21 protein-coding genes are annotated in these 22,919 nt (G+C 66.5%); 7 read left to right on the forward strand and 14 right to left on the reverse strand.

The genetic code is table 11. The annotated features are described in order from the left end of the window. Nucleotides 1-96: 96 nt before the first annotated feature. The 4 genes from H6844_01250 to H6844_01265 all read left to right on the forward strand — a co-directional run bounded on the left by H6844_01250 (nucleotide 97) and on the right by H6844_01265 (nucleotide 3,706). A complete protein-coding gene (locus H6844_01250; GenBank protein ID MCB9928032.1) occupies nucleotides 97-990 on the forward strand; it encodes a proline/glycine betaine ABC transporter permease in 894 nt (297 codons plus the stop codon). A 16-nt stretch (nucleotides 991-1,006) separates the two neighbouring features. Then, complete coding sequence (locus H6844_01255) at nucleotides 1,007-2,218, forward strand: glycine betaine/L-proline ABC transporter ATP-binding protein (GenBank protein ID MCB9928033.1); 1,212 nt, start codon at nucleotides 1,007-1,009, stop codon at nucleotides 2,216-2,218. A gap of 81 nt (nucleotides 2,219-2,299) precedes the next feature. After that, entirely contained in the window at nucleotides 2,300-2,746 is a 447-nt protein-coding gene (locus tag H6844_01260) for an SRPBCC family protein (protein MCB9928034.1), read from the forward strand. A 105-nt stretch (nucleotides 2,747-2,851) separates the two neighbouring features. Beyond that, complete coding sequence (locus tag H6844_01265; GenBank protein MCB9928035.1) at nucleotides 2,852-3,706, forward strand: fumarylacetoacetate hydrolase family protein; 855 nt, start codon at nucleotides 2,852-2,854, stop codon at nucleotides 3,704-3,706. Between the two features lie 83 nt (nucleotides 3,707-3,789). On the opposite strand, the gene ndk is transcribed toward H6844_01265, so the two are convergent. The 3 genes from ndk to H6844_01280 form a co-directional block, all read right to left on the reverse strand. Beyond that, nucleotides 3,790-4,212, reverse strand: a complete 423-nt coding sequence (gene ndk, locus H6844_01270) for a nucleoside-diphosphate kinase (GenBank protein MCB9928036.1) — start codon at nucleotides 4,210-4,212, stop codon at nucleotides 3,790-3,792. Nucleotides 4,213-4,291: 79 nt separating this feature from the next. After that, the gene (locus H6844_01275) at nucleotides 4,292-4,735 is read right to left on the reverse strand and encodes a DNA polymerase III subunit chi (protein MCB9928037.1); all 444 of its coding nucleotides are present in this window, start codon (nucleotides 4,733-4,735) and stop codon (nucleotides 4,292-4,294) included. A gap of 20 nt (nucleotides 4,736-4,755) precedes the next feature. After that, a complete protein-coding gene (locus H6844_01280) occupies nucleotides 4,756-6,252 on the reverse strand; it encodes a leucyl aminopeptidase (GenBank protein MCB9928038.1) in 1,497 nt (498 codons plus the stop codon). A 161-nt stretch (nucleotides 6,253-6,413) separates the two neighbouring features. Between H6844_01280 and H6844_01285 the strand changes: the two genes are divergently transcribed. Beyond that, entirely contained in the window at nucleotides 6,414-7,517 is a 1,104-nt protein-coding gene (locus tag H6844_01285; protein MCB9928039.1) for an LptF/LptG family permease, read from the forward strand. Nucleotides 7,518-7,533: 16 nt separating this feature from the next. Here the strand turns inward: H6844_01285 and H6844_01290 are convergent, their stop codons facing one another. From H6844_01290 to H6844_01325, 8 genes are all read right to left on the reverse strand, one after another. Then, a complete protein-coding gene (locus H6844_01290; protein MCB9928040.1) occupies nucleotides 7,534-8,640 on the reverse strand; it encodes a 2Fe-2S iron-sulfur cluster binding domain-containing protein in 1,107 nt (368 codons plus the stop codon). Further along, nucleotides 8,631-9,134, reverse strand: a complete 504-nt coding sequence (gene paaJ / locus H6844_01295) for a phenylacetate-CoA oxygenase subunit PaaJ (GenBank protein ID MCB9928041.1) — start codon at nucleotides 9,132-9,134, stop codon at nucleotides 8,631-8,633. Before paaJ ends, H6844_01290 begins: the two co-directional genes overlap by 10 nt. Beyond that, nucleotides 9,128-9,883: a phenylacetate-CoA oxygenase subunit PaaC gene (paaC, locus tag H6844_01300; protein MCB9928042.1), complete on the reverse strand. Its 756-nt coding sequence runs from the start codon at nucleotides 9,881-9,883 to the stop codon at nucleotides 9,128-9,130. Before paaC ends, paaJ begins: the two co-directional genes overlap by 7 nt. Further along, the gene (paaB, locus tag H6844_01305) at nucleotides 9,876-10,172 is read right to left on the reverse strand and encodes a 1,2-phenylacetyl-CoA epoxidase subunit B (protein MCB9928043.1); all 297 of its coding nucleotides are present in this window, start codon (nucleotides 10,170-10,172) and stop codon (nucleotides 9,876-9,878) included. Before paaB ends, paaC begins: the two co-directional genes overlap by 8 nt. After that, nucleotides 10,169-11,143, reverse strand: coding sequence for a 1,2-phenylacetyl-CoA epoxidase subunit A (gene paaA, locus H6844_01310; protein MCB9928044.1), 975 nt, complete (start codon nucleotides 11,141-11,143; stop codon nucleotides 10,169-10,171). Before paaA ends, paaB begins: the two co-directional genes overlap by 4 nt. A 111-nt stretch (nucleotides 11,144-11,254) precedes the next feature. Continuing rightward, nucleotides 11,255-12,103, reverse strand: coding sequence for a TauD/TfdA family dioxygenase (locus H6844_01315; GenBank protein MCB9928045.1), 849 nt, complete (start codon nucleotides 12,101-12,103; stop codon nucleotides 11,255-11,257). Nucleotides 12,104-12,110: 7 nt separating this feature from the next. Further along, a complete protein-coding gene (locus tag H6844_01320) occupies nucleotides 12,111-12,956 on the reverse strand; it encodes an amidohydrolase family protein (GenBank protein ID MCB9928046.1) in 846 nt (281 codons plus the stop codon). 43 nt (nucleotides 12,957-12,999) lie between these two features. Further along, nucleotides 13,000-15,135, reverse strand: coding sequence for a N,N-dimethylformamidase large subunit (locus H6844_01325; protein MCB9928047.1), 2,136 nt, complete (start codon nucleotides 15,133-15,135; stop codon nucleotides 13,000-13,002). Between the two features lie 158 nt (nucleotides 15,136-15,293). Between H6844_01325 and H6844_01330 the strand changes: the two genes are divergently transcribed. Together H6844_01330 and H6844_01335 are read left to right on the forward strand one after the other, a co-directional pair. Then, entirely contained in the window at nucleotides 15,294-16,856 is a 1,563-nt protein-coding gene (locus H6844_01330) for a GNAT family N-acetyltransferase (GenBank protein MCB9928048.1), read from the forward strand. Nucleotides 16,857-17,021: 165 nt separating this feature from the next. Beyond that, a complete protein-coding gene (locus H6844_01335) occupies nucleotides 17,022-17,669 on the forward strand; it encodes a CoA transferase (protein ID MCB9928049.1) in 648 nt (215 codons plus the stop codon). Nucleotides 17,670-18,394: 725 nt separating this feature from the next. Here the strand turns inward: H6844_01335 and H6844_01340 are convergent. The 3 genes from H6844_01340 to H6844_01350 form a co-directional block, all read right to left on the reverse strand. Beyond that, nucleotides 18,395-19,561: an acyl-CoA dehydrogenase gene (locus H6844_01340; GenBank protein MCB9928050.1), complete on the reverse strand. Its 1,167-nt coding sequence runs from the start codon at nucleotides 19,559-19,561 to the stop codon at nucleotides 18,395-18,397. A gap of 92 nt (nucleotides 19,562-19,653) precedes the next feature. Beyond that, nucleotides 19,654-21,486, reverse strand: a complete 1,833-nt coding sequence (hflB, locus tag H6844_01345) for an ATP-dependent zinc metalloprotease FtsH (GenBank protein MCB9928051.1) — start codon at nucleotides 21,484-21,486, stop codon at nucleotides 19,654-19,656. Nucleotides 21,487-21,556: 70 nt separating this feature from the next. Next, nucleotides 21,557-22,909, reverse strand: coding sequence for a GTPase (locus H6844_01350; protein ID MCB9928052.1), 1,353 nt, complete (start codon nucleotides 22,907-22,909; stop codon nucleotides 21,557-21,559). Between the last annotated feature and the right edge of the window lie 10 nt (nucleotides 22,910-22,919).

Genomic DNA, 22,919 nt, shown 5'->3' on the forward strand with positions numbered 1-22,919 from the left:
GCCTCGACAGGCAACTCCGCACCGTTGTCGTTTGTTGTTCGCCGAACGCGCGCCGGGCATCAAGAATCAACACAAAACTATTGAGAGGCGAGGTCCATGGCCGAGGGAAACTGGCTTTTTGACTTTCCATCCCTGTCCCGGGATGCCTTGCGGCTGCTCCAGCGCAGCATTGACGAAGGCTTCCGGGATTTCTCGCGCGCCTACGGCGAGGGGCTGGAAAATTTTTTTCATCCTTTGCTGCAATTCATGATCTGGTTCGAGCGCGTCCTGCTGGATGCGCCCTGGTGGCTGGTGATCGCGGTGATCGCCGGCTTGACCTATATGGCCAGCCGCAACTGGAAGCTGACGGCGGGCGTGGTGGTGTCGTTCCTGCTGATCGGCTTTTTCGGCATGTGGGAAGACACCATGCGCACGGTGTCGATCATCACCGTCTGCACCCTGCTGGCCATCGCCATCGGCATTCCCATCGGCATTCTCATGGCCCGGTTCGACCGGGCGCAGGCGACCATCACGCCGATCCTGGACGTGATGCAGACCATGCCCAGCTTCGTCTATCTGATCCCGGTGGTGATGCTGCTGGGCATTGGCCGCGTGCCGGGCGTCATCGCGGTCGTGATCTATGCCATTCCGCCGGTGATCCGCCTGACCAATCTGGGCATTCGCCTGGTCGACAAGGATGTGCTGGAAGCCGCGGACGCGTTCGGTGCAGACTTCAAGCAGCGCCTGTTCGGCGTGCAGATCCCGCTGGCCATGCCGAACATCATGGCCGGCGTGAACCAGACCATCATGATGTCGCTCGCCATGGTGGTGATCGCGTCCATGATCGGCGTGAAGGGGCTGGGGCAGCCGGTGCTGAAGGCCATCACCAACCAGTATTTCTCCATGGGCCTGTTCAACGGGCTCGCCATCGTCGCCATTGCCATCGTGTTCGACCGCGTCAGCCAGGCCTATGGCCTGCGCATTCAGAAACACCGCGGCGTCGGTCATTAAGAGAGGGGAACGCGTTATGGCGAAAATCGAAGTCGAACACGTCTACAAAATCTTCGGCAACAACCCGCAGGCGGTGCTGGAGCGGGCGCGGGCCGGTGAGGGCAAGGACCAGATCCTGGCCGACACCGGCCACACGGTGGGCCTGCACGACATCACGCTGTCGATGGAGGAAAGCAAGACCTTCGTGGTCATGGGCTTGTCGGGCTCCGGCAAGTCGACCCTGATCCGCCACCTCAACCGGCTGATCGAGCCGACGGCGGGGCGTATCCTGGTCGATGGGGTTGACGTGCTGACCATGAACGAGAAGGAGCTGCGCCAGTTCCGCCGCACCAAGATGGCGATGGTGTTCCAGCGTTTCGGCCTGTTGCCGCACCGCACCGTCATCCAGAATGTCGGCTATGGCCTGGAAATGCAGGGTGTCGGCAAGCGCCAGCGCGACGAGAAGGCGGCGGAATGGATCGAAACCGTCGGCCTGGCGGGCTATGAGCATTCCTATCCGGCCCAGTTGTCCGGCGGCATGCAGCAGCGCGTCGGTCTGGCCCGTGCGCTGTGCGGCGATCCGGAGGTGTTGCTGATGGACGAGGCGTTCAGCGCGCTCGACCCGTTGATCCGCTCCGGCATGCAGGATCAGTTGATCGAATTGCAGGAAAAGCTGAACAAGACCATCGTCTTCATCACCCACGACCTGGACGAGGCGCTGAAGCTGGGCGACAAGATCGCGATCCTCAAGGACGGCCGTCTCAGCCAGGTCGGCAATCCCGAGGACATCCTGCTGAACCCGGCCGACGACTATGTCGCCGCCTTTGTGCGCGACGTGAACCGCGCCCGGGTGTTGACGGTCGATGTGGTGATGCGGCCGCCGCGCCTGCGCCTGACGACCGAGAACATCGACGCGGCGCTGCGCGAGATGCGGGGCAAGAAAGCCGACTACGGCTATGTCTTCGAGGGTAGCGAGTTCCGTGGCGTCGTCACGGAACAGGAGCTGGTCACTGCGGCCAAGACCAATGGGGCGGGCTCACAGACGCTCTACGACCTGGCCGACAGCACCCAGACCGTCTCGGCCAATGCGGTGCTGGAAGAAGCGCTGCCGACCATCCTGCAATCGGAGGCCCCGGTCGCGGTGGTCGATGATGACGGCGGTTTCCAGGGCGTGATCTCGAAACGCCAGTTGATCCGCGTCCTCACCGAGCATCGGGAGAACGAGGACGAGGCGACCCCTGCGGCCTGACGGCGCGTGCAAGGCCGGTGGGCGGGTCGGCGGTGTCTGCTACAGTACCGTCCACCCCCAACCACCGGCCGGAGAACGCCCATGAGCGGCACCGTCGCTTTCGAACGTAGCCACAGCATCGTTGTCGACGCACCGCCGGGCGCGGTGCTGGACTATGTCTCCAACCCGAATTCCTGGCCGGAATGGATCCAGGCTTCGCACCAGATCACCAGCGCGGACCGGCCGTTGGTGAAAGGCGATACTTTCCGCGAGGAATGGCACACGCGGACCGGCGGCGTCGAGCTGAACTGGACCGTCACCGACAGCGCACCCGCCCGGCTGTGGATCGGCGAGGCCGACACGACCTTCATCGGCAAGATCGTGGTGCGGTACGATGTGGAGCCGGTCGAGGGCGGCGCCCGGTTCACCCGTACCGTCTGCAATCCGGTCCGGCCGAAACCGCCAACGGAGGATATGGTGCGCCGCATCGACGAGGAAGCCGCCGTCTGCCTCGCGAACATCAAACGGAACGTGGAGGCGCGGGGGTAAGGCCGGCGCTGGGCGATTGATGCCGCGTCCGTTGGCGCGTTACACTCGGAGCCAAACGGCAGCCCTGCCGTCACAATCGCCCCATGGCCCGAGGAAACCCCACCCATGCGCCTTGTCCGATACGGAGAGCCCGGTGCCGAAAAGCCGGGCATGCTGGATGACGCGGGACGGTTGCGCGACCTGTCCTATGTGATCACCGATGTCACCCCGGACCAGCTCGACCCGATCGCGCTCGACATCCTGCGCTCGATCGAGCCCAGGACGCTGCCCCTGGTGTCCGGCACCCCGCGTCTCGGCGTGCCGGTTCATGGCATTGGCAAGATGATCTGCATCGGCCTGAACTACAAAGACCATGCCGAGGAGGTGGGCAAGGCGCCGCCGGACGAGCCGCAGATTTTCAACAAGGCGATCAACTCGCTCTGCGGCCCGAATGACGCGATCATCCGGCCCAAGAACGCCCGCAAGCTGGACCACGAGATCGAATTGGCGGTCGTGTTCGGCTCCACCTGCCGCTATGTCTCGGAAGCCGAGGCGCTGCGCTATGTGGCCGGTTATGCCACCTTCAACGACGTGTCCGAGCGCGCCTTCCAGATGGAGCACGGCGGCGGTTCGACCAAGGGCAAGAGCGCGGACACGTTTGCGCCGCTGGGCCCGTGGCTGGTGACCGCCGATGCGGTGCCGAATCCGGACAATCTGAAAATCTGGTGCGAGGTCAACGGCGTGCGCCACCAGGACGGCACCACGGCGAACCTGGTGTTCGGCGTTGCCAAATGCATCGCCTATCTCTCGCAGTTCATGACCTTCCTGCCGGGCGATGTGCTCGCCACCGGAACGCCTGCCGGCGTCGGCCATGGCGCGAAGCCAAGTCCGCGCTATATGCAGCCGGGCGATGTGATGCGCTGCGGCATTGAAGGGCTGGGCGAGCAGGAGCACGCCATCGTGGACTATGCCCCGGCCTGAACTGCACCACGCCCTTTGAGGCCGACGAAAGCGCCCCGGTCAGCAGGGCCGAGGCGTTTCGCGTTGTGTCCGGACGATGCCGGTCAGCCGACCAGTTCGATCTGAGAGAAGAAATAGGCCACTTCGATCGCCGCATTCTCGGCGCTATCGGAGCCGTGGACCGAGTTGGCCTCGATCGACTCGCCGAAATCCTTGCGAATGGTGCCGGCGTCGGCGTTGGCGGGGTTGGTGGCGCCCATGATGCGGCGGTTTTCCGCCACGGCATTCTCGCCTTCCAGCACCTGCACCACGACCGGACCGGAGGTCATGAAGGCGCAGAGTTCGCCGAAAAACGGCCGCTCGCTGTGCACCGCATAAAAGCCTTCGGCTTGGGGCATGGTGAGTTGCAGCCGCTTTTGCGCGACGATGCGCAGGCCTGCTTCCTCGAACCGGGCGTTGATCTGGCCGGTCAGGTTGCGGCGGGTCGCGTCGGGCTTGAGGATCGAAAGCGTGCGTTCGATGGCCATTTGGGCTGGCTCCGTATGTATGTCTAGGCGGGCGGTCTATAGCCATCGACGGATCGGACGGCAACAGCGCATGGCGCGACTAACCCGCGCGCCGCCAACCCTGGGCGTCTGCCTCCCAGTAAATCGGTTCGATTCCCAACTCGCGCCATTCGCGCCAGCGGATGCGCGCCGCGTCGCGTCCGGCGGCATCGTTGCGGTCGAAAAAATAATCCAGGCGCTGAAATCCCTCGTCGGGCGTGGCGCTGCAATCGTCGACGGCCAGCACAATGGAGGCCCCGTTCGGCGCGGCCGATCCCATGGTGATCAGGATCGGCTGCTGCTCATCCTGGCCGTCCCCGGCCGCGCCATGCGGCAGGAAGGAGCCGGGGTCGTAGGTCCAGAGCGCCTGGTCCAGCGACCGCAGCCGCGGCTCCGAGCCGACCCGGACCACCAGGCGCAGGCCCTGACCGTACAGGTCTGCCGCCAGGGTCGGCAGCCAGCGCTCCAGCGGTTTGCTGGCCAGGTTGCGGAAATGCACTTCCACCGGCCGGGGCTCCGCGCGGGTCAGGCGTGCTCGTAGCGGTCGGCGACCAGCCGGTCCAGCAGGCGAACGCCATAGCCGGTACCGCCCTTGGGCACGGTCGGCTTCGCTTCCTTGCCCCAGGCCATGCCGGCAATGTCCAGATGCGCCCAGGCGGTGCCGTTCTCGACGAAGCGTTTCAGGAACTGGGCCGCGGTGATCGAGCCGCCGTCGCGGCCGCCGACATTTTTCATGTCGGCGATCGCCGACTTCAGCGCCTTGTCGTATTCCTCGCCCAGCGGCATGCGCCAGACCGGCTCGCCCACCGCCGTGCCGGCGGCGCTCAGGCCATCGGCCAGGGTGTCGTCGCTGGCGAACAGGCCGGCATGGTGGTGGCCCAGGCTGATGATGATGGCGCCGGTCAGTGTCGCCAGGTCGACGATGGCCTTGGGCTTATAGGTGCGCTGCACATAGGTGAGCAGGTCGCACAGCACCAGCCGGCCCTCGGCGTCGGTGTTGATGACCTCCACCGTCTGGCCCGACAGCGAGGTAACCACGTCGCCCGGGCGTTGTGCGTTGGCCGACGGCATGTTCTCGACCAGGCCGACAATGCCGATGACATTGGCCTTGGCGTTGCGCCCCGCCAGCGCGCGCATCGCGCCGATCACCGCGGCCGACCCGCCCATGTCCCACTTCATGTCCTCCATGCCACCCGCAGGCTTGATGGAGATGCCGCCGGTGTCGAAGGTCACGCCCTTGCCGACCAGCGCGATGGGGGCGGCGTCTTCGTCGTCGGCGCCGAGCCAGCGCATCACCACCACCCGGCTGTCGCGGGCGCTGCCCTGGCCGACGGCCAGCAGGGTGCGCATGCCGATGGATTCGAGCCGGGCCTCGTCCATGACCTCCACGTCGACGCCATGGGCCGCCAGGTCCTTGCACCGCTCGGCCAGGGTTTCGGGGTAGAGTACGTTCGCGGGCTCGCTGACCAAGTCACGGGCGAGGCGGACGCCGGCGGCCACCTCCGCCATCGGCTTGTGGGCCGCGGCGGCGGCGGCGGCGTTTTCGCTCATCACCGCCATTTCGGTGAGGCTGGGCTTCTGTTCCGGCTTTTCCGTGGTGCGATAGCGGTCGAAGCGGTAGCTGGCCAGTTCCAGGCCGAAGGCCGCATTGGCAGCCGCATCGCTGGCGGTGAGCGGCCCATCCATGGCATCCACCATCAGTGTTATCGAGGCCGCGCCGCTGTTCGCGACCTGTCCGTGGGCGGCGCCCGCCCAGTCCTGCCAGGTCCGGGCATTGGCGTCCGCCGGCTTGCCGAGGCCCGCCAGCACGATCCGCCCGGCATCGACGCCCGCCGGCGCGACGATATCCAGAAACTGCCGTGCCTTGCCGGTGAAGCGCGAGGCGGCCATGGCCTTGCGGATGGCACCGCCGGTCGCCCGGTCCAGCGTCTCGGCCGACGGGCTGAGAGTCCGGTCCTCGCCGACGGCCACCACGATGGCGTCGCTGGTTGCGGCGGCGGGCTCCAAAAATGCAATCTTCATCGGGCCTAGCCCTCCCATCATCCTCGTCTGAATCCATGTCTGAGCCATGCCTGACCCACATCGCTCGCGCGGCGGCAATGGAGGGGGCAGCGCCACTCGGACGCGCATGCCAGGCCACCGTTGGCTCGCCTTCGGCGCAAGCATCGCCTATACGCATGGTTATGCCTAGGCTTCTTGCACATACCACCGGCTATTTGGCGCGGCAGATCCTGCTTGCAACCGTTCTGATCACGGCGGTGTTCGCGGCGATCGCCATTTTGTGGAGCGCGCTGCCATTGCTGAAAAATCTCAGCGGTGGCATGGGGCTGACCACGTTCTTGTGGCTGGTGGTTCTCGCCATGCCCCGGCTGTTGCCGGTGCTGATCCCGCTGTCCCTTTGTCTCGCCCTGATTTTCGCCTACTACCGGGCGCAGCAGGACAGCGAGTTGGTGGTCATGCGCGCCACCGGCCTCAGCGACTGGGCGCTGGCGCGGCCGGCCTTGCTGGTCGGGCTGCTGTTCGCCATCGCCAACGCGGTGATGACCTTCTATCTCTCGCCCGAGGCGGTGCGCACGTTCAAGGAAGCCCAGTTCCTGCAGCGGCACGATCTGGCGGCGCTGGCAATCCAGCCGGGCCGCTTCAACACGCCCCGCTCCGGTACTATGTTTTATGTGGACCAGCGGATTGGCGCGAATGTGCTGCGTGGCATCCTGTTCTATGACGCGCGCGATCCGAAAAAGACCCAGACCTGGATGGCGGAATACGGTGCACTGACCCAGACATCCGAAGGTCCGCGACTGGTGCTGCGCAACGGCAATGTGCAGGAACACAACCGCGAGACCGGCCGCACCAACATTCTCTATTTCGAGCACTACACCCTGGATCTCTCGATTTTCGCCGCCAAGCTGTCCAATCGCGGTCGGGAACCGGAAGAGCGCAGCATGGACGAGCTGTTCGGTGTCACGGCAGACGATGTCGGGGCGAGCCAGATGCGGGAGTTGCGGGCCGAGGGCCATTATCGCATTGCGACGGCTCTGTTCGCCGGCGTCGTCACCATTGTCACCGTGGCGACCATGCTGGTGGGACCGTTCAACCGGCGCGGCCAGATCTGGCGGGTCGGTCTGGCGTTCGGCCTCTGTGCGGCGATCCTGCTGGGCGCCTTCCTCATGCGAAGTATCGTGACGCGGGTGCCGGCCACGACGCCCCTGCTATACGCGCTGGTGGTGGTGCCGAGCCTGATCGGCCTGGGGCTGATTGCGTTGAACAACCGACGGCGAATCGGCTGAGCGGGGCCGCAGCGGCTCAGCGGCGGTCGTAGTCGATGACGACCCGGGCGGTGGTGGGCCGAGCCTGGCAACTCAGAATGAACCCGCGCTCCAGTTCGTCCGGGTCGAGTGCGTGATTGCGGGCGATGTGCACCTCGCCTTCCACCAGCAGGCCGCGGCATGTGGCGCAGACGCCCGCCTTGCACGCATAGGGCACGTCGGCTCCCGCTGCCCGCGCCGCATCGAGAATGCTGGAATGGGCCGGATCGAAGGCGAAGCGGCGGCGGCGGCCGTCGATGATGATGGTGATCTCCGTGCCGTCCGGGACGGGTTCCGGCGGCCGAACCGCCGCGTCCGTGGGCGCGGGAGCGTCCGCGTTCAGGAACCGCTCGCGCCGAATGCGGGCCGCGTCGAGGCCATGGTGGCGCAGGCTGTCCGCGACCAGATCCATTAACGGCTCCGGGCCGCAGAGATAGGCCGCATCGAATCCGTCCGCCGGCGCAACGCCGTTCGGCCCGAAAAAGGCCTGGCACTTGGCCGCGTCGAACCGCCCGGCGAGCAGGTCGACCTCCGGCACCTCGCGGCTGAGCACGTGGAAGATGCCCAGCCGGCTGAGATACCGGTCTTTCAGATCCTCCACCCGTTCCCGGAACATGATGTGGGCGGCATCGCGGTTGGCATAGACCAGGGTGGCGCGGCTTTGCGGCTCGTCCGCCAGCAGGGTCTCCAGAATGGCCAGCACCGGCGTGATGCCGCTGCCGGCGGCGACGCACAGCAGTTCGCGGGGCGGGCCGTTCGGGTCGGGGGTGAAGGTGAAACGGCCGTCGGGCGTCAGCACCGGAACCGTGTCGCCGACCTGCGCCTCCCCGTTGAGCCAGCCGGAGAAACGGCCGCCCGGTTCCTCGCGCACGCCGATCCAGAGGCCCGGGTCGCCCGGCCGGCGGCAGAGGGAATAACAGCGCCGCAGCTCTGCGCCGTCGAAATCGCGGCACAACGTCAGATACTGGCCGGCGGTGTAGGCATAGTCGGCGGCCAGGGCGTCCGGCACGGCGAACCGGACCGCCACCGCGTCCGGCGCCTCGCAGCGGATTTCGGCGATGGCGAGGGGATGGATGCGGGGCTGGCTTCGGGGGGTTACAGACACTTGAACGCCTCGAATGGTTCGCGGCAGGCACGGCAGCGGTACAGGGCCTTGCAGGCGGTGGCGCCGAACGCGCTGACCCGCTCGGTGTCGAGACTGCCGCAACGGGGGCAGGCGATGGCGGGCGGTTCGGCGAACAGGGCGCGCTTGTCGGCGACGGCCTGCGGCGGCGGCGCGATGCCGTGGGCACGCAGTTTCTCCCGGCCCGCCACCGTGATCCAGTCCGTGGTCCAGGCCGGCGCGAGCCGGATTTCGACCCGAAGGTCCAGGTTGTTTTCCGCCAGCGTGGTAGCGATGGCGAGGCCGATTACCTCGGTCGCCGGGCAGCCCGAATAGGTGGGTGTGATGACAACCACGCCGTTCGCCAATGAGACCTCGCGGACGATGCCCAGGTCGATCACCGAGAGGAAGGGCAGTTCCGGATCGCTGACCGTGGCGAGTGCCCGCCAGACACGGGCCTCGTCGAGCGAGGCGATGGCGGCGTCCGGTGTCACCATTCCATCCCCGGATAGGCGCGTTGCAGGAATTGCATCTCGGTCAGCAGATGGCCCAGATACTCGGAATGCACGCCCTGCTTGCCGTTGGAGCGAATGCGCCCTTGGGGGCGGGTGAGCGTCGCCTCGGCCAGCACGGCATCCACTCGGGCGTCCCAGGCGGGCCGAAGCGCGACCGGATCGGCTCCGATGCCGGCTTGCAGCATGGCCGTATCCACGGCGTCGCTCGCAAACAGTTCCGGCGTGTAGCCCCAAACCGCTTCCAGCCCCGTCTGCATGCGTCGGTGGCTTTCGTCGGTGCCATCGCCGAGGCGGATGGTCCATTCGGCGGCGTGGCGCCAGTGATAGGCCATTTCCTTCACGCCCTTTGCGGCAATGGCGGCCAGACGCTCGTCGCGCGAACCGGTCAGGCTCTCCAGCACCAGTTCGTGCCAGCCCGCGAACAGCAGGTGGCGGGCCATGGTGCGGGCGAAGTCGCCGTTCGGCAGTTCGGCCAGCGTGACATTGCGGAACTCCCACGCGTCACGCCGGAAGGCCAGGTCGTCCTCGCTGCGGCCGTGGCCCTCGATCTCGCCGGCATAGGCAAGGAAAGCGCGGGCCTGGCCCAGCAGGTCCAGTCCCAGATTGCCGAGCGCCAGGTCCTCTTCCAGCACCGGCGCGTGGCCGGTCCACTCGCCCAGGCGCTGCGCCAGGATCAACGCCGAGTCGCCGAGGCGCAGTGTGTATTCGAAGAGGGGCTTCGGGTCAGATATGATCCACCTCCGCCGGCAACTGGTAGAAGGTGGGGTGGCGGTAGACCTTGTCGTCGGCCGGGTCGTAGAAACTGGCCTTGTCGTCCGGGTTCGAGGCGTGGATGTCGGCGGCCTGCACCACCCAGATCGAATGCCCCTCGCCGCGGCGGGTATAGGCGTCGCGGGCGTTCATCAGCGCCATTTTCGCGTCCGGCGCCCGCAGCGAGCCCACATGCCGGTGGTCCAGACCGCCACGGGCGCGGATGAACACCTCCCAAAGCGGCCATTCCTGTTCTGTCGTCGCTGTCATTCCGCTGCCACCTTCCCGGCGGCCTGGCGGGCCGCCCGCTTGCGGGCATGGGCGAGCGCGGCCTCGCGCACCCAGGCGCCCTCGTCATGGGCCTTTTGCCGGGCCGCGAGCCGATCCGCGTTGCATTGGCCCTCGCCCTTTACCACGGCCCAGAAATCGTCCCAGTCGATGGGGCCGTGCTCGTAATGGCCGGTGTCCGTGTTCAGGCGCAGGTCCGGGTCCGGAATGCGCAGGCCCAGGAAATCCGCCTGCGGCACGGTCATGTCGATGAAACGCTGGCGCAGTTCGTCGTTCGAGTGGCGCTTGATCTTCCAGGCCATGTTCTGGGCCGAATGCTGCGAGTCGCTGTCCGGCGGGCCGAACATGGCGATGCTGGGCCACCACCAGCGGTTCAGCGCATCCTGCGCCATGGCCTTCTGCGCCTCGGTGCCGTGGGCGAGCGAGAGCATGATCTGATAGCCCTGGCGCTGGTGGAAGCTTTCCTCCTTGCACACCCGCACCATGGCGCGGGCATAGGGGCCGAAGGAGCAGCGGCAGAGCGGCACCTGGTTGGTGATCGCTGCGCCGTCCACCAGCCAGCCTATGGCGCCGATATCGGCCCAGGTGAGCGTCGGGTAGTTGAAAATGCTGGAATACTTCGCCTTGCCGGAGAGCAGGTCGCGGTACATGTCGTCCCGGCTGGCGCCCAGCGTCTCGGCGGCGGAATAGAGGTAGAGGGCATGGCCGGCCTCGTCCTGGATCTTGGCCATCAGCGCCGCCTTGCGCCGCAGCGTCGGCGCGCGGGTCAGCCAGTTGCCCTCTGGCAGCATGCCGACATATTCGGAATGGGCGTGCTGGCTGATCTGGCGGACGAGGGTTTTGCGATAACCCTCCGGCATCCAGTCCTTGGGCTCGATCTTGTCTTCGGCGTCGATGCGCGCCTGAAAGCGGGCTTCGGCGTCGGCTGCACTTGAGGCAGAAGCGGATGGCATGGGATACCTCCGGCGCGTGGTTCAAAACACGTTCTGCCTATAAAATAAGCCACGGACGATCACTCGGCCAGCGCTATCCATTGGATCGGGCGCGGCAAAATCGGCGACGGCTCAGGCGGCTTGGGCATAGGCTTCGGTCGGGCCGCCGACCACGGTGATGCGGTGCATGCGCCGGCGTTGGCCCTGATAGTCGTTCATGGCGTTGTGCAGCACGCTGCGATTGTCCCAGATCGCCAGTGTGCCCGGCTGCCAGCGCAGGCGGCAGGTGTTTTCCGGCCGGGTCAGATGGTCCATCCAGAACTGGATCAGCGGCCGCGCCTCCGCTTCGGAAAGGCCGGCGAGGCCGACCGTGTGCAGGCCGATATAGAGCGTCGGCTCGCCGGTCTCCGGATGGCGGCGGACCACCGGGTGCTCGGCCAGCTTTTCGTCCGCCGGCGCATCCTTGGCGCGCATGCTGCCGAAGGTGGCCGCCGCCGAGGCGTTCCGGCCGGCCATCTGCGCGGCCACCGACCGGTTGAGCGAGCGTAATCCCCCAGCCAACCGCTGCATGGCCGGCGACAGGGTGCGATAGCCGTTGCGCAGGCAGGCAAACAGGGTGTCGCCGCCGGCCGGCGGGATTTCCAGGCCATAGAGACAGGTGAAGGCGGCCGGTGCCTCCAGGAACATCTGGTCGGTGTGCCAGCCGGAGCCGAAATTGTCCCGGTCGGTCTCGGTTTTGAGGATTTCCATCACCTCCGGTTGCTCCGGCAGGCCGTGCACGTGCGGATGGAAGTGGATGTCGCCGAAGCGGCGCACGAACGCCAGTTGCGCGGCCGGCGTTAGCGACTGGTCGCGGATTGCCAGCACGCCATGGCGGAGCAGCGCCGCGCGCAGGTCCGCGAACGCCGCCGCGTCGAGCGCAGCGACGTCGAGGCCGGTGACGTCGGCGCCCAAAGTGCCGGTCAGAGGGGTGACGCGCATGGCCGCCTCAACTGGGCTGCCAGTTGTAGGCCTTGGCGCAAGCGCCGCCCATGAGCATGGCCTTCTCGTCGGCGGTGAGCCGGTCGGTCTCGACGAAGGGCCGCACGCCCTGTTCGTAGGAGAGCACGGCGTGGGCGCGAGTCCAGTCAGTGCCCCAGAGGCAGCGGTCGAGACCCCAGGCGTCGAACAGACGGGCGAGCGGGTCCCAGATGTCGCCGTAAGGGTCGCCGACCTTGGAGAGCGTGCAGGCGCCCGAGACCTTGATCACCACGTTCGGGCGCTTGGCCAGTTCCAGCACCTTCGGCAGGTCGGCCCAGGGCTCCCAGGCCGTTCCGGCCGGGACCGGTTCGCGCGGCTGCACCAGGCCCAGATGGTCGAGCACGAAGCGGGTGTTCGGGTGGGCATCGATCAGCGTCTGGCCGTCTTCCAGCTTGCCCCAGCACAGCAGGTTGATGGGGAAGTCATGGCGTGCGGCTTCGCGGGCGATCACCGCCAAGCCCGGATGGTCCGGCGAGCGCTCCGGCCCGTGGGTCATCATGATGCGGACGCCGACGGTGCCGGGCGTGGCCTTCCAGTCGGCGATGACGTCGGCCACCGCTGGGTCGTCCGCGTTCATCGGCTTCACCAGGCCGAACTTGCCCGGATAGGCCTTGTGCACCTCCAGCGCATAGCTGGCATCGTACTGGTACATGCTGAAGGACGAGACGAAGATGGCGCCGTCGACGCCGACCGCATCCATGGCGGCCACCATTTCCGCGCCGGTCACATGCGGCGGCCAGTTCGGCACCGTGGCCCAGGGTCGGGCCGGCGTGTTGGCGTCGTAGACATGCACCTGGGAATCGATGATCGGCATCGGCGGCGGTTTCCTCTGTAGCGGTCGTTGGCGGCAGTCTAGCTCAGGCCAGGAAGCGTCGCATCACGTTCTCGACAATGCGGCTGATATTGTTGTCGCCGCCGTTCCAGGGCAGCGAGCCGCAGAAGGTGATCGAGCCGACCGAGAACACCGCGCCGCCGCCCGGCACGTCGAAATAGACCATGTCGGCGCGGATCAGCTTGTCGATCGGCTCCATCGCCCAGGTGGTGAGATGGGTCAGCAATTCCTCGGGCACCAGCACGAAATGGTCGGGATGGTCTTCGGAGACTGCCAGCACCCGGACGTTCGGCGGCGAGCCGAGGCGCACGTCGGCACGGTCCAACTCGTAGCCGGCCGCACCGCCGCCGGAAAAGCCGAAATCGCCCAGCACCTCGTCCTCGACGCCGGCGAAGATCCAGGCGAGGTCGGGGGCATGGCTCTCGGGCGTGCGGCGGTAGTAGGTGCCCTCGAACTGGCCCTGAGACGTGAAGCCGACGCCCGCCAGGTGCTGCGGCGGCCGGCCGTTGCGGCGCCAGAGGCCGCCATAGGCGCCGTCGAAGGCGTTGTAATACTCGCCCGGCTCGGCGGCCCAGGCGCGGATGCCGCCCTCGGCCCGTCGGATTTCGACAATGCCCTTTTCCTCCGGATGGATGGCGACGCGCCAATAGAAGCCGTTGCCGCCCAGATAGAGGAATTTGCCGCCGGAATTGCGGTAGGCGAGCAGCGCGTCCAGCGTCTGCGGCGTGTGGTATTCCGGATGGCTGCCGGTGGTCACCGCCTTATAGCCCTTGAGCACGTCCACGCCTTCTTCGTGCAGTTCGCGGTCGGTGATGATGTCGTAAGGTATGCCCTTTTCGTGCAGCCACCAGATCAGGTGGCTGTCGGCCTGGAAGTGGCGCAGGCCCGAGCCTTCGCCATAGCCCATGGTGATGTAGCCGGGCCGGGTGTTCAGCAGCGGCCGCAGGTGCGAGCAATGGCAGATGCCGGAACCGTCGCGGTGGAAGTTGTAGGTGGAGCAGCCCAACTCCTCATACTGCGCCGGGTTCCAGGGATAGCCGCCGCGGGCCAGATGGCGGTCCATCCAGTCCGGCTTGAAGTCGGGCCGGGAGTGGTTGCCGTAGATGACATGGGTGAAGGTGGAGGCGATCACCGCCAGATCCGCCGTGCGTTCACCCTTGGGCGGGCAGACATAAAAGGGGATGGCGTCCTCGTGCTCGCCCTGGGCGATGCGCATGACATAGACGCCGGAGGGAAAGCCGTCTGGCACCGTCCATTCGAAATCGGTCTGCCAGCCGAAATCGTAAATGTCATCGCGGTGGAAATGGATGGCGCCATAGTGTTCGGGCTTGTGCTGCCAGTTCATGGCCGAACCGTCCCAGGCGGAACCGGTCATGGCGCGGGCCGGGTGGTTGACCAGGCGCCCGTGATGGCCGCCCGGGCCAACATCCTCGACGGTGAGAGAGGAAGACTGGCGGGCGAAGTCCCAATAGGCCGCCAGCCGGCCCGGATCGGCGGACGCGGCGGCATAGATCGCCGGCGCCTCGATCTTGCCGTCGAAATGGCGGTCGGCATGACCGTCACATAGCGCGGCCGCGATCAGCAGCGGCCGGCCGGCGTCATAGGCGGCGCCCGGCGCGGCGGTATGCGCATCCGCCGCCTCGCCCCAGATGCCGTAGGGGCTCTGGGCCACGGTGAGGCTGCCGTTGGCTGCGTCATAGGACAGGCGCACGTCGCACCACTGTCGCGCCAGCAGCGGCTTGCCGGTCGACACCGCCACAGCGCCGGCCTTGGCGGCCAGTGCGCCGGTCGCGTCCAGGTACAACTCGAAGCCGCCGGCGGACAGAATGGCCTGTTCGCCGTCGCCGGGCAGGGTCGGCCAGATCGTGGCGGCCAGGGTCACGTCGCCCGCGACCGCCGGTCCCCGCTCGACACGGGCATAAGAACCGGGATTGAAGGCTTGCTGCCGGCAGGGATAGTCGCCGGCCAGGGCGGCTTGTACCGGCTGTTCGACGATGCCGGGGCCGTCGCGGTTTGGGTCGGCGCAGATCGAGCGCAGCAGCCGGGCCGAGAACGCCCCGGGTTCGGCGCACGAGACCTTGAAGCCGATGGTCTCCCCGGGCCGTACCGAGAGCGGATCGCAATAGCCGATGACTGGGATGCGCGGAAACTGGCGGGACATGGGACAAGGCTCTCTGGCGACCGGGGGAGGGAAGGCCGCGATTGTTCCGCAAGGCGCAGGCCGCGTCCAGAGGGCGCAACGCTCCCTTGCGTTTATGCGAAGAATGCCCTTATAGGCTGCCGAACGCCATCGCTACGACGGTATCGGGACCAAGTTCTATGCAAGACACAAAAGCCAAGTTGCTGATCCGCAATGCGTCACTCGACGACGTGGCGGAAGTCGTGGCGCTCTCTCGCCGTGTCTATGCGGCGGAACTCGCCTATTCGCCGCAACAGGTGCGCGGCCAGATCAACAATTTCGCCGACGGCGTGTTCGTCGCCGTCTATGACGGCAAGATCGTCGGCTATTGCGTCACCTGCATCGTCGAGGAGCGGATCGCCCGGCGCCAGCACACTTGGCAGGAGATCAGCGGCGGCGGCTTCAGTTCGCGCCACAATCCCGAAGGCGACATCCTCTATGGCCTGGATGTGTCGGTCGACCCCGACTATCGCCGCCTGCGCATAGGCCAGCGCTTTTATCGTGCCCGGCGCGAACTCTGCCGGCGGTTGGAGCTGAAAGGCATCATCTTCGGCGGGCGCATGCCCGGTTATCAGCGCCGGCGGCGGGACTATCCGGAGCCGGAAACCTATCTGGAGGCGGTGCGGGGGCTGGCGGTCAAGGACCAGGTCATCAATTTCCAGATGAAACAGGGCTTCGAGCCCATCGGCATCCTGAAAAACTACCTGCCGGACGACAAGCCGTCGGGCGGGCACGCGGTGCACATGCTCTGGACCAATCCGCTGGCGGCGGAAATCCCGACCTCGCGCACCACAAGGCCGGACCACCGGCTGCCGGCCCAGGTGCGGGTGGCGACGGTGCAGTTCCAGATGCGCCGCATCGCCAATGTCGAGGAGTTCGAGCAAAATATCGAGTATTTCGTCGACGTCGCCTCCGACCACCGCGCGGACTTCGTTACCTTCCCCGAACTGTTCACCACCCAGTTGCTGTCGCTGGAAACGGAGAAAAAGCCGCCGCAGGAAGCCATTATCAAGGTGACGGAATACACCGAGCGCTACAAGGCACTGATGTCGCGCCTGGCGGTATCCTACAACATCAACATCATCGGCGGCTCGCACCTGACCATGACGGAAGGCGGGTCGATCCGGAACACCTGTTTCGTGTTCCTGCGCGACGGTGCCATTTACGCCCAGGACAAGCTGCACCCGACGCCGTCGGAGAACGAATACTGGAACATCGAAGGCGGCGACGGCGCCACGGTGATACCCACGGACTGCGGCCCGATTGGCGTCATGATTTGCTATGATAGCGAGTTTCCGGAACTGGCCCGCATTCTGGCCGACCAGGGCGCGCTGATGCTGTTCGTACCCTTCTGCACCAACGAGCGGCGCGGCTATCTGCGTGTGCGCTATTGCTGTCATGCCCGCGCCATCGAAAACCAATGCTACATGATCCTCTCCGGTGTGGTCGGCAACCTGCCGAACGTGGATGCGATGGACGTGCACTATGCGGAAAGCTGCATCCTGACGCCCTCCGACTTTCCTTTCGCCCGCGACGGCGTGGCGGCGGACACGGCGCCCAACACCGAGACCATCGCGCTGGCCGATCTGTCGCTGCCCTCGCTGCTGACCAGCCGGCACACGGGCACGACCCGCAATTACGCCGACCGCCGCTTCGACCTCTATCGCATCACCTGGTCGAAAACCGCGTTTCCGCCGTTGTAGTCGCGCCGCCTCGCCAATCGGGAAAAACCGCGACACAATGGCGCCGGGAATGTGCGGCCTCGGCGCGGTCACCCGGCGCCGGCAAGCTGGAGGAAACACCATGCAGCCGTTGGAGGATATCCGCGTGCTCTCGGTCACCGTCTTTCTGGCGGGGCCGTTTCTCGCATGACGCTGGCGCGGTTCGGCGCCGAGGTGATCAAGGTGGAGGCGCCCGGCATCGGCGACCTGATCCGCAATGTCGGCCCTTATGCCGGTCCGAAGGGTATCCACCCGGACCGGCAGACCGACGACGACCTGTCCGTCCGCTTCCTGAAACGCTCGGAAGGGGTGAAGAGCGTCACGCTGAACCTGAAACACCCGGAAGGCCGCCGCCTGTTTCTGGAGATGGCGAAGCAGGCGGATGTGGTGATCGAGAACCTGTCGCCGGGCTCGATGCGGCGTATGGGCCTCGGCTACGAGGACGTGGCGGCGGTCAACCCGGGCATCGTCTATTGCTCGATTGCCGGCTATGGCCAGACCGGGCCCTACAAGGACCTGCCGGCGCACGACCACCAGATTCAGGCCATGTCCGGCATCATGGATATGAACGGCCCGGCGGACGGTCCGCCGACCCCGTGTTGGCTTTTTCGTCGGCGACCTGGTGACGCCGCTCTATGCCGCCTACGCGATCCTGGGGGCGCTCCGGGTGCGGGACAAGACCGGCCAGGGCCAGTATCTCGACGCCTCGATGGCCGACACGCTGGCCACCCTCATGTTCATGGAGCCGGTGGAGCACGTGGTGGCGGCGCGGTCGGTGCCGCGTGCCGGCAATGACAGCCGCGACGACGTCACCGGCCTCTATCGCCTCACCGACGGCGACGTCATCATCACCGTTGGCGGGGAAGAGCGCTGGCGGAAGCTTTGGCAACCTGCAGCGCACTGGGCGCGGACGACCTGCTGAACGATCCGCGCTATGCCACCAATGCGGGCCGGCACGAACACGTGGCGGAGCTGCGCCGGAGGTGCAAAGGCGGCTTGGCCCGTATTCCTGTGCCGAAGGGATCGCGCTGCTGGAGGCCGGCGGCATTCCCGTCGCCCGGGTGCGCACCCTGCCGGAGGTCATGGACGACCCGCATTTCCGCGAGCGCGGCACGTTGCGGCCGATGCTCCGCTATGGCTCGGACCAACCGGTGGAGCCGGGCATTCTTCGGGCTTTCCCATCATCTTTCCGGTGGCGACCTGCCAAAGCTGGATGGCGGCGCACCGCTGGGCCAGCACAACGACGAGGTGTTCTGGCAACCTGCTGGGACTGGACCGGGCCGCACTCGACCGACTGCACGACCAGGTGGTCTAACCCGCCCGGCTCGGTCGATACGGAGCGCCGATCCGAGGCAGCGCCAGCCAGCCTCGCGTCCTACCCGCCTTCCGTTCTCGCAAAAATCGAGATTCCCCGGCCTGTGGGCCGGGGAATCTCGGAGCGTGTCTCCCCAAAACCTGGTGCAGCGGGAGACTCTCGGGCTTGGCCCCGCATTGGGTGCGGGCCCGCAGTGGAAGCGCGATCAGCCCAATTCGCGCAGGGTGCGCCGCGAGATCACCATGCGGTGCACCTCGCTCGGGCCTTCATAGATGCGCATCAGCCGGGCGCGCTGGGCCATGAGTTGCAGCGGCAATTCCTTGGTCATGCCCATGGCGCCGAAGGTCTGCATGGCATGGTCGAGGACCTCGCTCACCATCTCGGTCGCAAAGAGCTTGATCATGCTGGCCTCGGTGCGCAGGTCGGCGACGCCGGCGTCCTGTTTTTCCGCCGCGTCCAGCACCATCAGCTTGGTGGCGTGGATCTTGGTGGCGGCATCGGCGATCCACCACTGGATGGCCTGCTTCTCGGCCAGGCGCGATCCGAAGGTGACGCGCTGCTGCGCCTGCTCGCACATCATTTTCAGCGCCCGGTTGGCCATGCCGACGCACCAAGCCCCCATTTGCAGGCGGCGCACGGTGAGGCGGTGCTGCATCGGGCCAAAGCCGTTGCCGATCTCGCCCAGCACCTGGCTTTCCGGCAGGCGCATATCCTCGAACACCAGTTCGTAGGTGCGGGCGCCGGCCAGCATCTTGATTTCGCGCTCGATGGTGAAGCCGGGCGTGCCCTTGTCGACGAGGAAGGCGGTGATGCCGCCGCGAGCCTTCTTGGCCGGATCGGTGACCGCCATCAGGATCAGGAAATCGGCCTTGGGCACGCGGCTGACCCAGATCTTGCGGCCGTTGATCACCCAGTGGTCGCCGTCCTTCACAGCGCGGGTGCGCATTTCCGCCGGATCGCCGCCGGCGCCGGGCTCGGAAATGCCGATGGCGGAGCCGAAATCGCCTGTCACATAGGGGTTCAGGTATTTGCGCTTCTGCTCCTCGTTCGCGACCTTCACCATCATATGCATGTTGGGCGCGTCCGGCGGGAAGACGAAGGGCACGGCGGTGCGGCCCAGTTCGAAATTCACGCCCACCAGGGCCAGGGCCGGCAGGTCCATGCCACCCACTTCCTCTGGCGCGTCCAGGGCCCAGAGCCCCAACTCCTTGCACTTGGCGAACAGGCCGGCCTCTTCCTCGGCCGAAAGGCCGCCGACGCCGCCGGACGCCTCACGGTCCAGCACGTTCTTCTCCAGTGGCATCAACTCCTCGTCGACGAATTTGGCGACGAGTTCCTGGAGCATGCGATGTTCTTCGGCGATCTGGGCCATCGGGGCGTTCCTCGAATGATGGGAGTATGAACTCTGCTGCCCGAAGACTAGCCCCAACCGCCAGCAGTCAGCAATGCGGATGGCAGACCGGGCTAGGCGGTCGGCGTTGCCTCGATGGCATCGGATTTCGCGATCAGGCGGCGCAGCGTCTCCGCGTCCAGCGTTTCCTGCTCCAGCAGGGCGTGGGCCGTGTGATCCAGTTCGTCTCGGCGGCTGTTCAGGATGGAAACGGTGCGCTCGAACACGTCGGCGATGATCTGTTTCACCGCCCGGTCCAACTGCGCCGCCGTGGCCTCGCTGTAGCGCCGCTCGAAATAGGTGGAGGCGCCGTTCTGGCCCAGAAACGTGGTGCGGTCGGAATCGTAAGTGACCGAGCCCAGGTCCGGGTCCATGCCATAGCGGGCCACCATGCTGCGCGCGATGTCGGTCGCCTTGGCCAAGTCGTCCGCCGCGCCGGTGGAGAAATGTCCGAACACCAGATATTCGGCCGCGCGCCCGCCCATCAGCACGGCGATCTTGTTCTCCAGTTCCTCCCGGGTCATCAGGAAGCGGTCCTCGGTCGGGCGCTGGATCGTGTAGCCGAGCGAGCCGACGCCGCGCGGGATGATCGAGACCTTATGCACCTCGTCCGTGCCGGGCAGGGACATGCTGACGATGGCGTGGCCCATCTCGTGATAGGCGACGATTTCCCGCTCTTTCGGGTTGAGCAGGCGGTTGCGCTTTTCCAGGCCGGCGACGATACGTTCGATGGCCTGGGTGAAATCCTGCATGTCGACGGTTTCGCTGCGCCGGCGCGTCGCCATCAGCGCGGCCTCGTTCACCAGATTGGCGAGGTCGGCGCCGCTGAAGCCGGTGGTGAGCGCGGCGATCTCTTCCGGATTGGCGTCTCGCCCGGCCGCGATCTTGCGCATATGCACTTTGAGGATTTGCACCCGTCCGACCCGGTCCGGCCGGTCCACCAGGATTTGCCGGTCGAAGCGGCCGGCGCGCAGCAGCGCCGGATCGAGAATTTCCGGCCGGTTGGTGGCGGCCAGCAGCACCAGCCCCTCGCTCGGGTCGAACCCGTCCAGTTCGGCCAGCAACTGGTTCAGGGTCTGCTCGCGCTCGTCATTGCCGCCGGCCATGGGCATGGCGCCGCGGGCGCGGCCGAGCGCATCCAGTTCGTCGATGAAGATGATGGCCGGGGCCTGTTTGCGGGCCTGCTCGAACAGGTCGCGCACGCGGGCGGCGCCGACGCCGACGAACAGTTCGACGAATTCCGAGCCGGAAATTGAAAAGAATGGCACGCCGGCCTCGCCGGCCACGGCGCGGGCCAGCAGCGTCTTGCCGGTGCCGGGCGGCCCTACCAGCAGAACGCCCTTCGGAATATGCGCTCCCAGGCGGCCATAGCTCTGAGGGTTGCGCATGAACTCGATGACTTCCACCAGTTCCGCCTTGGCCTCGTCGACGCCGGCGACATCGTCGAAACTGACCTTGGTGTCGGTTTCCGCATAGATTTTGGCGCGGCTCTTGCCGACATTCAGCATGCCACCCAGGCCACCGCCCCCCATGCGTCGGATCAACAGCATCCAGAGGCCGAAGAACAGCAGCACCGGCAGGAACCAGGACAGCAGCGTCGTCAGCCAGGTGCGCTGGACCGCGCCGGAATAGATGATGCCCTTGCCCTGCAATTCCTTGGCGAGGTCCGGTTCGACCCGCGTGGTGACGAACGCCGTTTTCCCGTTGCGCGGTTCTTTCAGGGTTCCCCGAACCGAGGTGTCGCTGATGGTCACCTCCTTGACGATGCCGTCGGCGACGTATTGTTCGAATACGCTGTAGGGAACGGTGTCGACATACTCGTTTTCGACCCAGAGGTCGCGCAGCAGGACGACGCCCAGCAAGGCCAGGATAAAATACCAAAAATTGATCTGGGTGCCGCGATCCATACCGGGTTCCGTTTCTCAATTCTGTCCGCGCGATGCGCTGCCGTTTGGTAACATTTCGCCGGCCCCGACCTTAGCCCGATCCGGACTCCGACGCCAAATCCAGGCGCCCGGCAACCGCGGACCAGAGGTCGTGGCCGGGCCGGTCCGCATAGGCATAGCGCGCCCGCACGACCGGCGGGCCGTCCCACTGGACGGCCTCCAGGCGTTTCGCCAGGTCGATCGGCGTTCCGGCCACCACGACATCGGCGCCGCTGCAGCGGATCGTCTCGGCCAGGGCGCGCTGCTGGTCCGGGCTGTAGCCGACCGCGGGCAGAACCGGTCCGATATGCGGATACTGCCGGTAGACCGCCGCGATGGCCGGGGTGGCGCTATGGCGGGGATCGAGGATCTCGGCCGGCCCCGCCGTCAGGGCGGCGGCGTAGCCGGCGCCGGTAGCCATGCCGCCATGGGTGATGGTGGGGCCGTCCTCCACCACCAGCACACGCTTGCCGCGAACCGCGTTTTCGTCCTCGAGCCGAACCGGCGACGCGCCCTCGATTACCAACGCGTGGGCATTGTGGCGGCGGACGGCCTCCGATACCGCGGCGATGTCCTCCGGCCGGGCGGCATCCGCCTTGGCGATGACGACGATGTCGGCCATGCGCAGGTTGACCTCGCCCGGCCAGTATCGCGTTTCGTGGCCGGGCCGCAACGCATCTACCAGTACGACGGAGACGGTGGGGCGGACGAAGCCGAAATCGTTGTTGCCGCCGTCCCAGAGCACCACGTCCGCTTCCGCCTCCGCGGCCGCCAGGATCCGCTGATAGTCCGCACCGGCGAAAATGGCGAGGCCGGCCTCGACATAGGGCTCGTATTCCTCGCGTTCCTCGATGGTGCATTCGGCGCGGTCGAAATCGTCGAAGGCGGCGAAGCGTTGCACCGCTTGCCGACCGAGATCGCCATAGGGCATCGGGTGGCGGATGACGCCTGCGCGGATGCCCGCCCCAGCCAGGCGGTTGGCCAGATAGCGGCTGACCTGGGACTTGCCGCAGCCGGTGCGGACCGCCGTGACCGAGACGACCGGCTTCCGGCTGTCCAGCATGGTCCGGTCCGGTCCCCACAACTCGAAGTCGCATCCGCAGGCTGCGGCGCGGGCGGCGGTGTGCATGACGTGCTCGTGGGTGACGTCGCTGTAGGCGAAGATCGCCGCATCGACCGATTCGCGCCGGCAAATGGCCTCCAGGTCGGCTTCCGGCAGGATGGGAATGCCCTGGGGATAGAGCGGGCCGGCCAGCTCCGCCGGGTAGCGCCGGGCGTCGATCCCGGGGATCTGGGTCGCCGTGAAGGCCACGACTTCCAGGTGTGGGGCGTCGCGACAGGCGATGTTGAAATTGTGAAAGTCGCGCCCTGCCGCGCCCATGATGACCAGTCGGCGCCGTGCCATGCCTTGCCTC

It is taken from the genome of Alphaproteobacteria bacterium (assembly GCA_020638555.1).
Taxonomy (GTDB): Bacteria; Pseudomonadota; Alphaproteobacteria; order Bin95; family Bin95; genus JACKII01.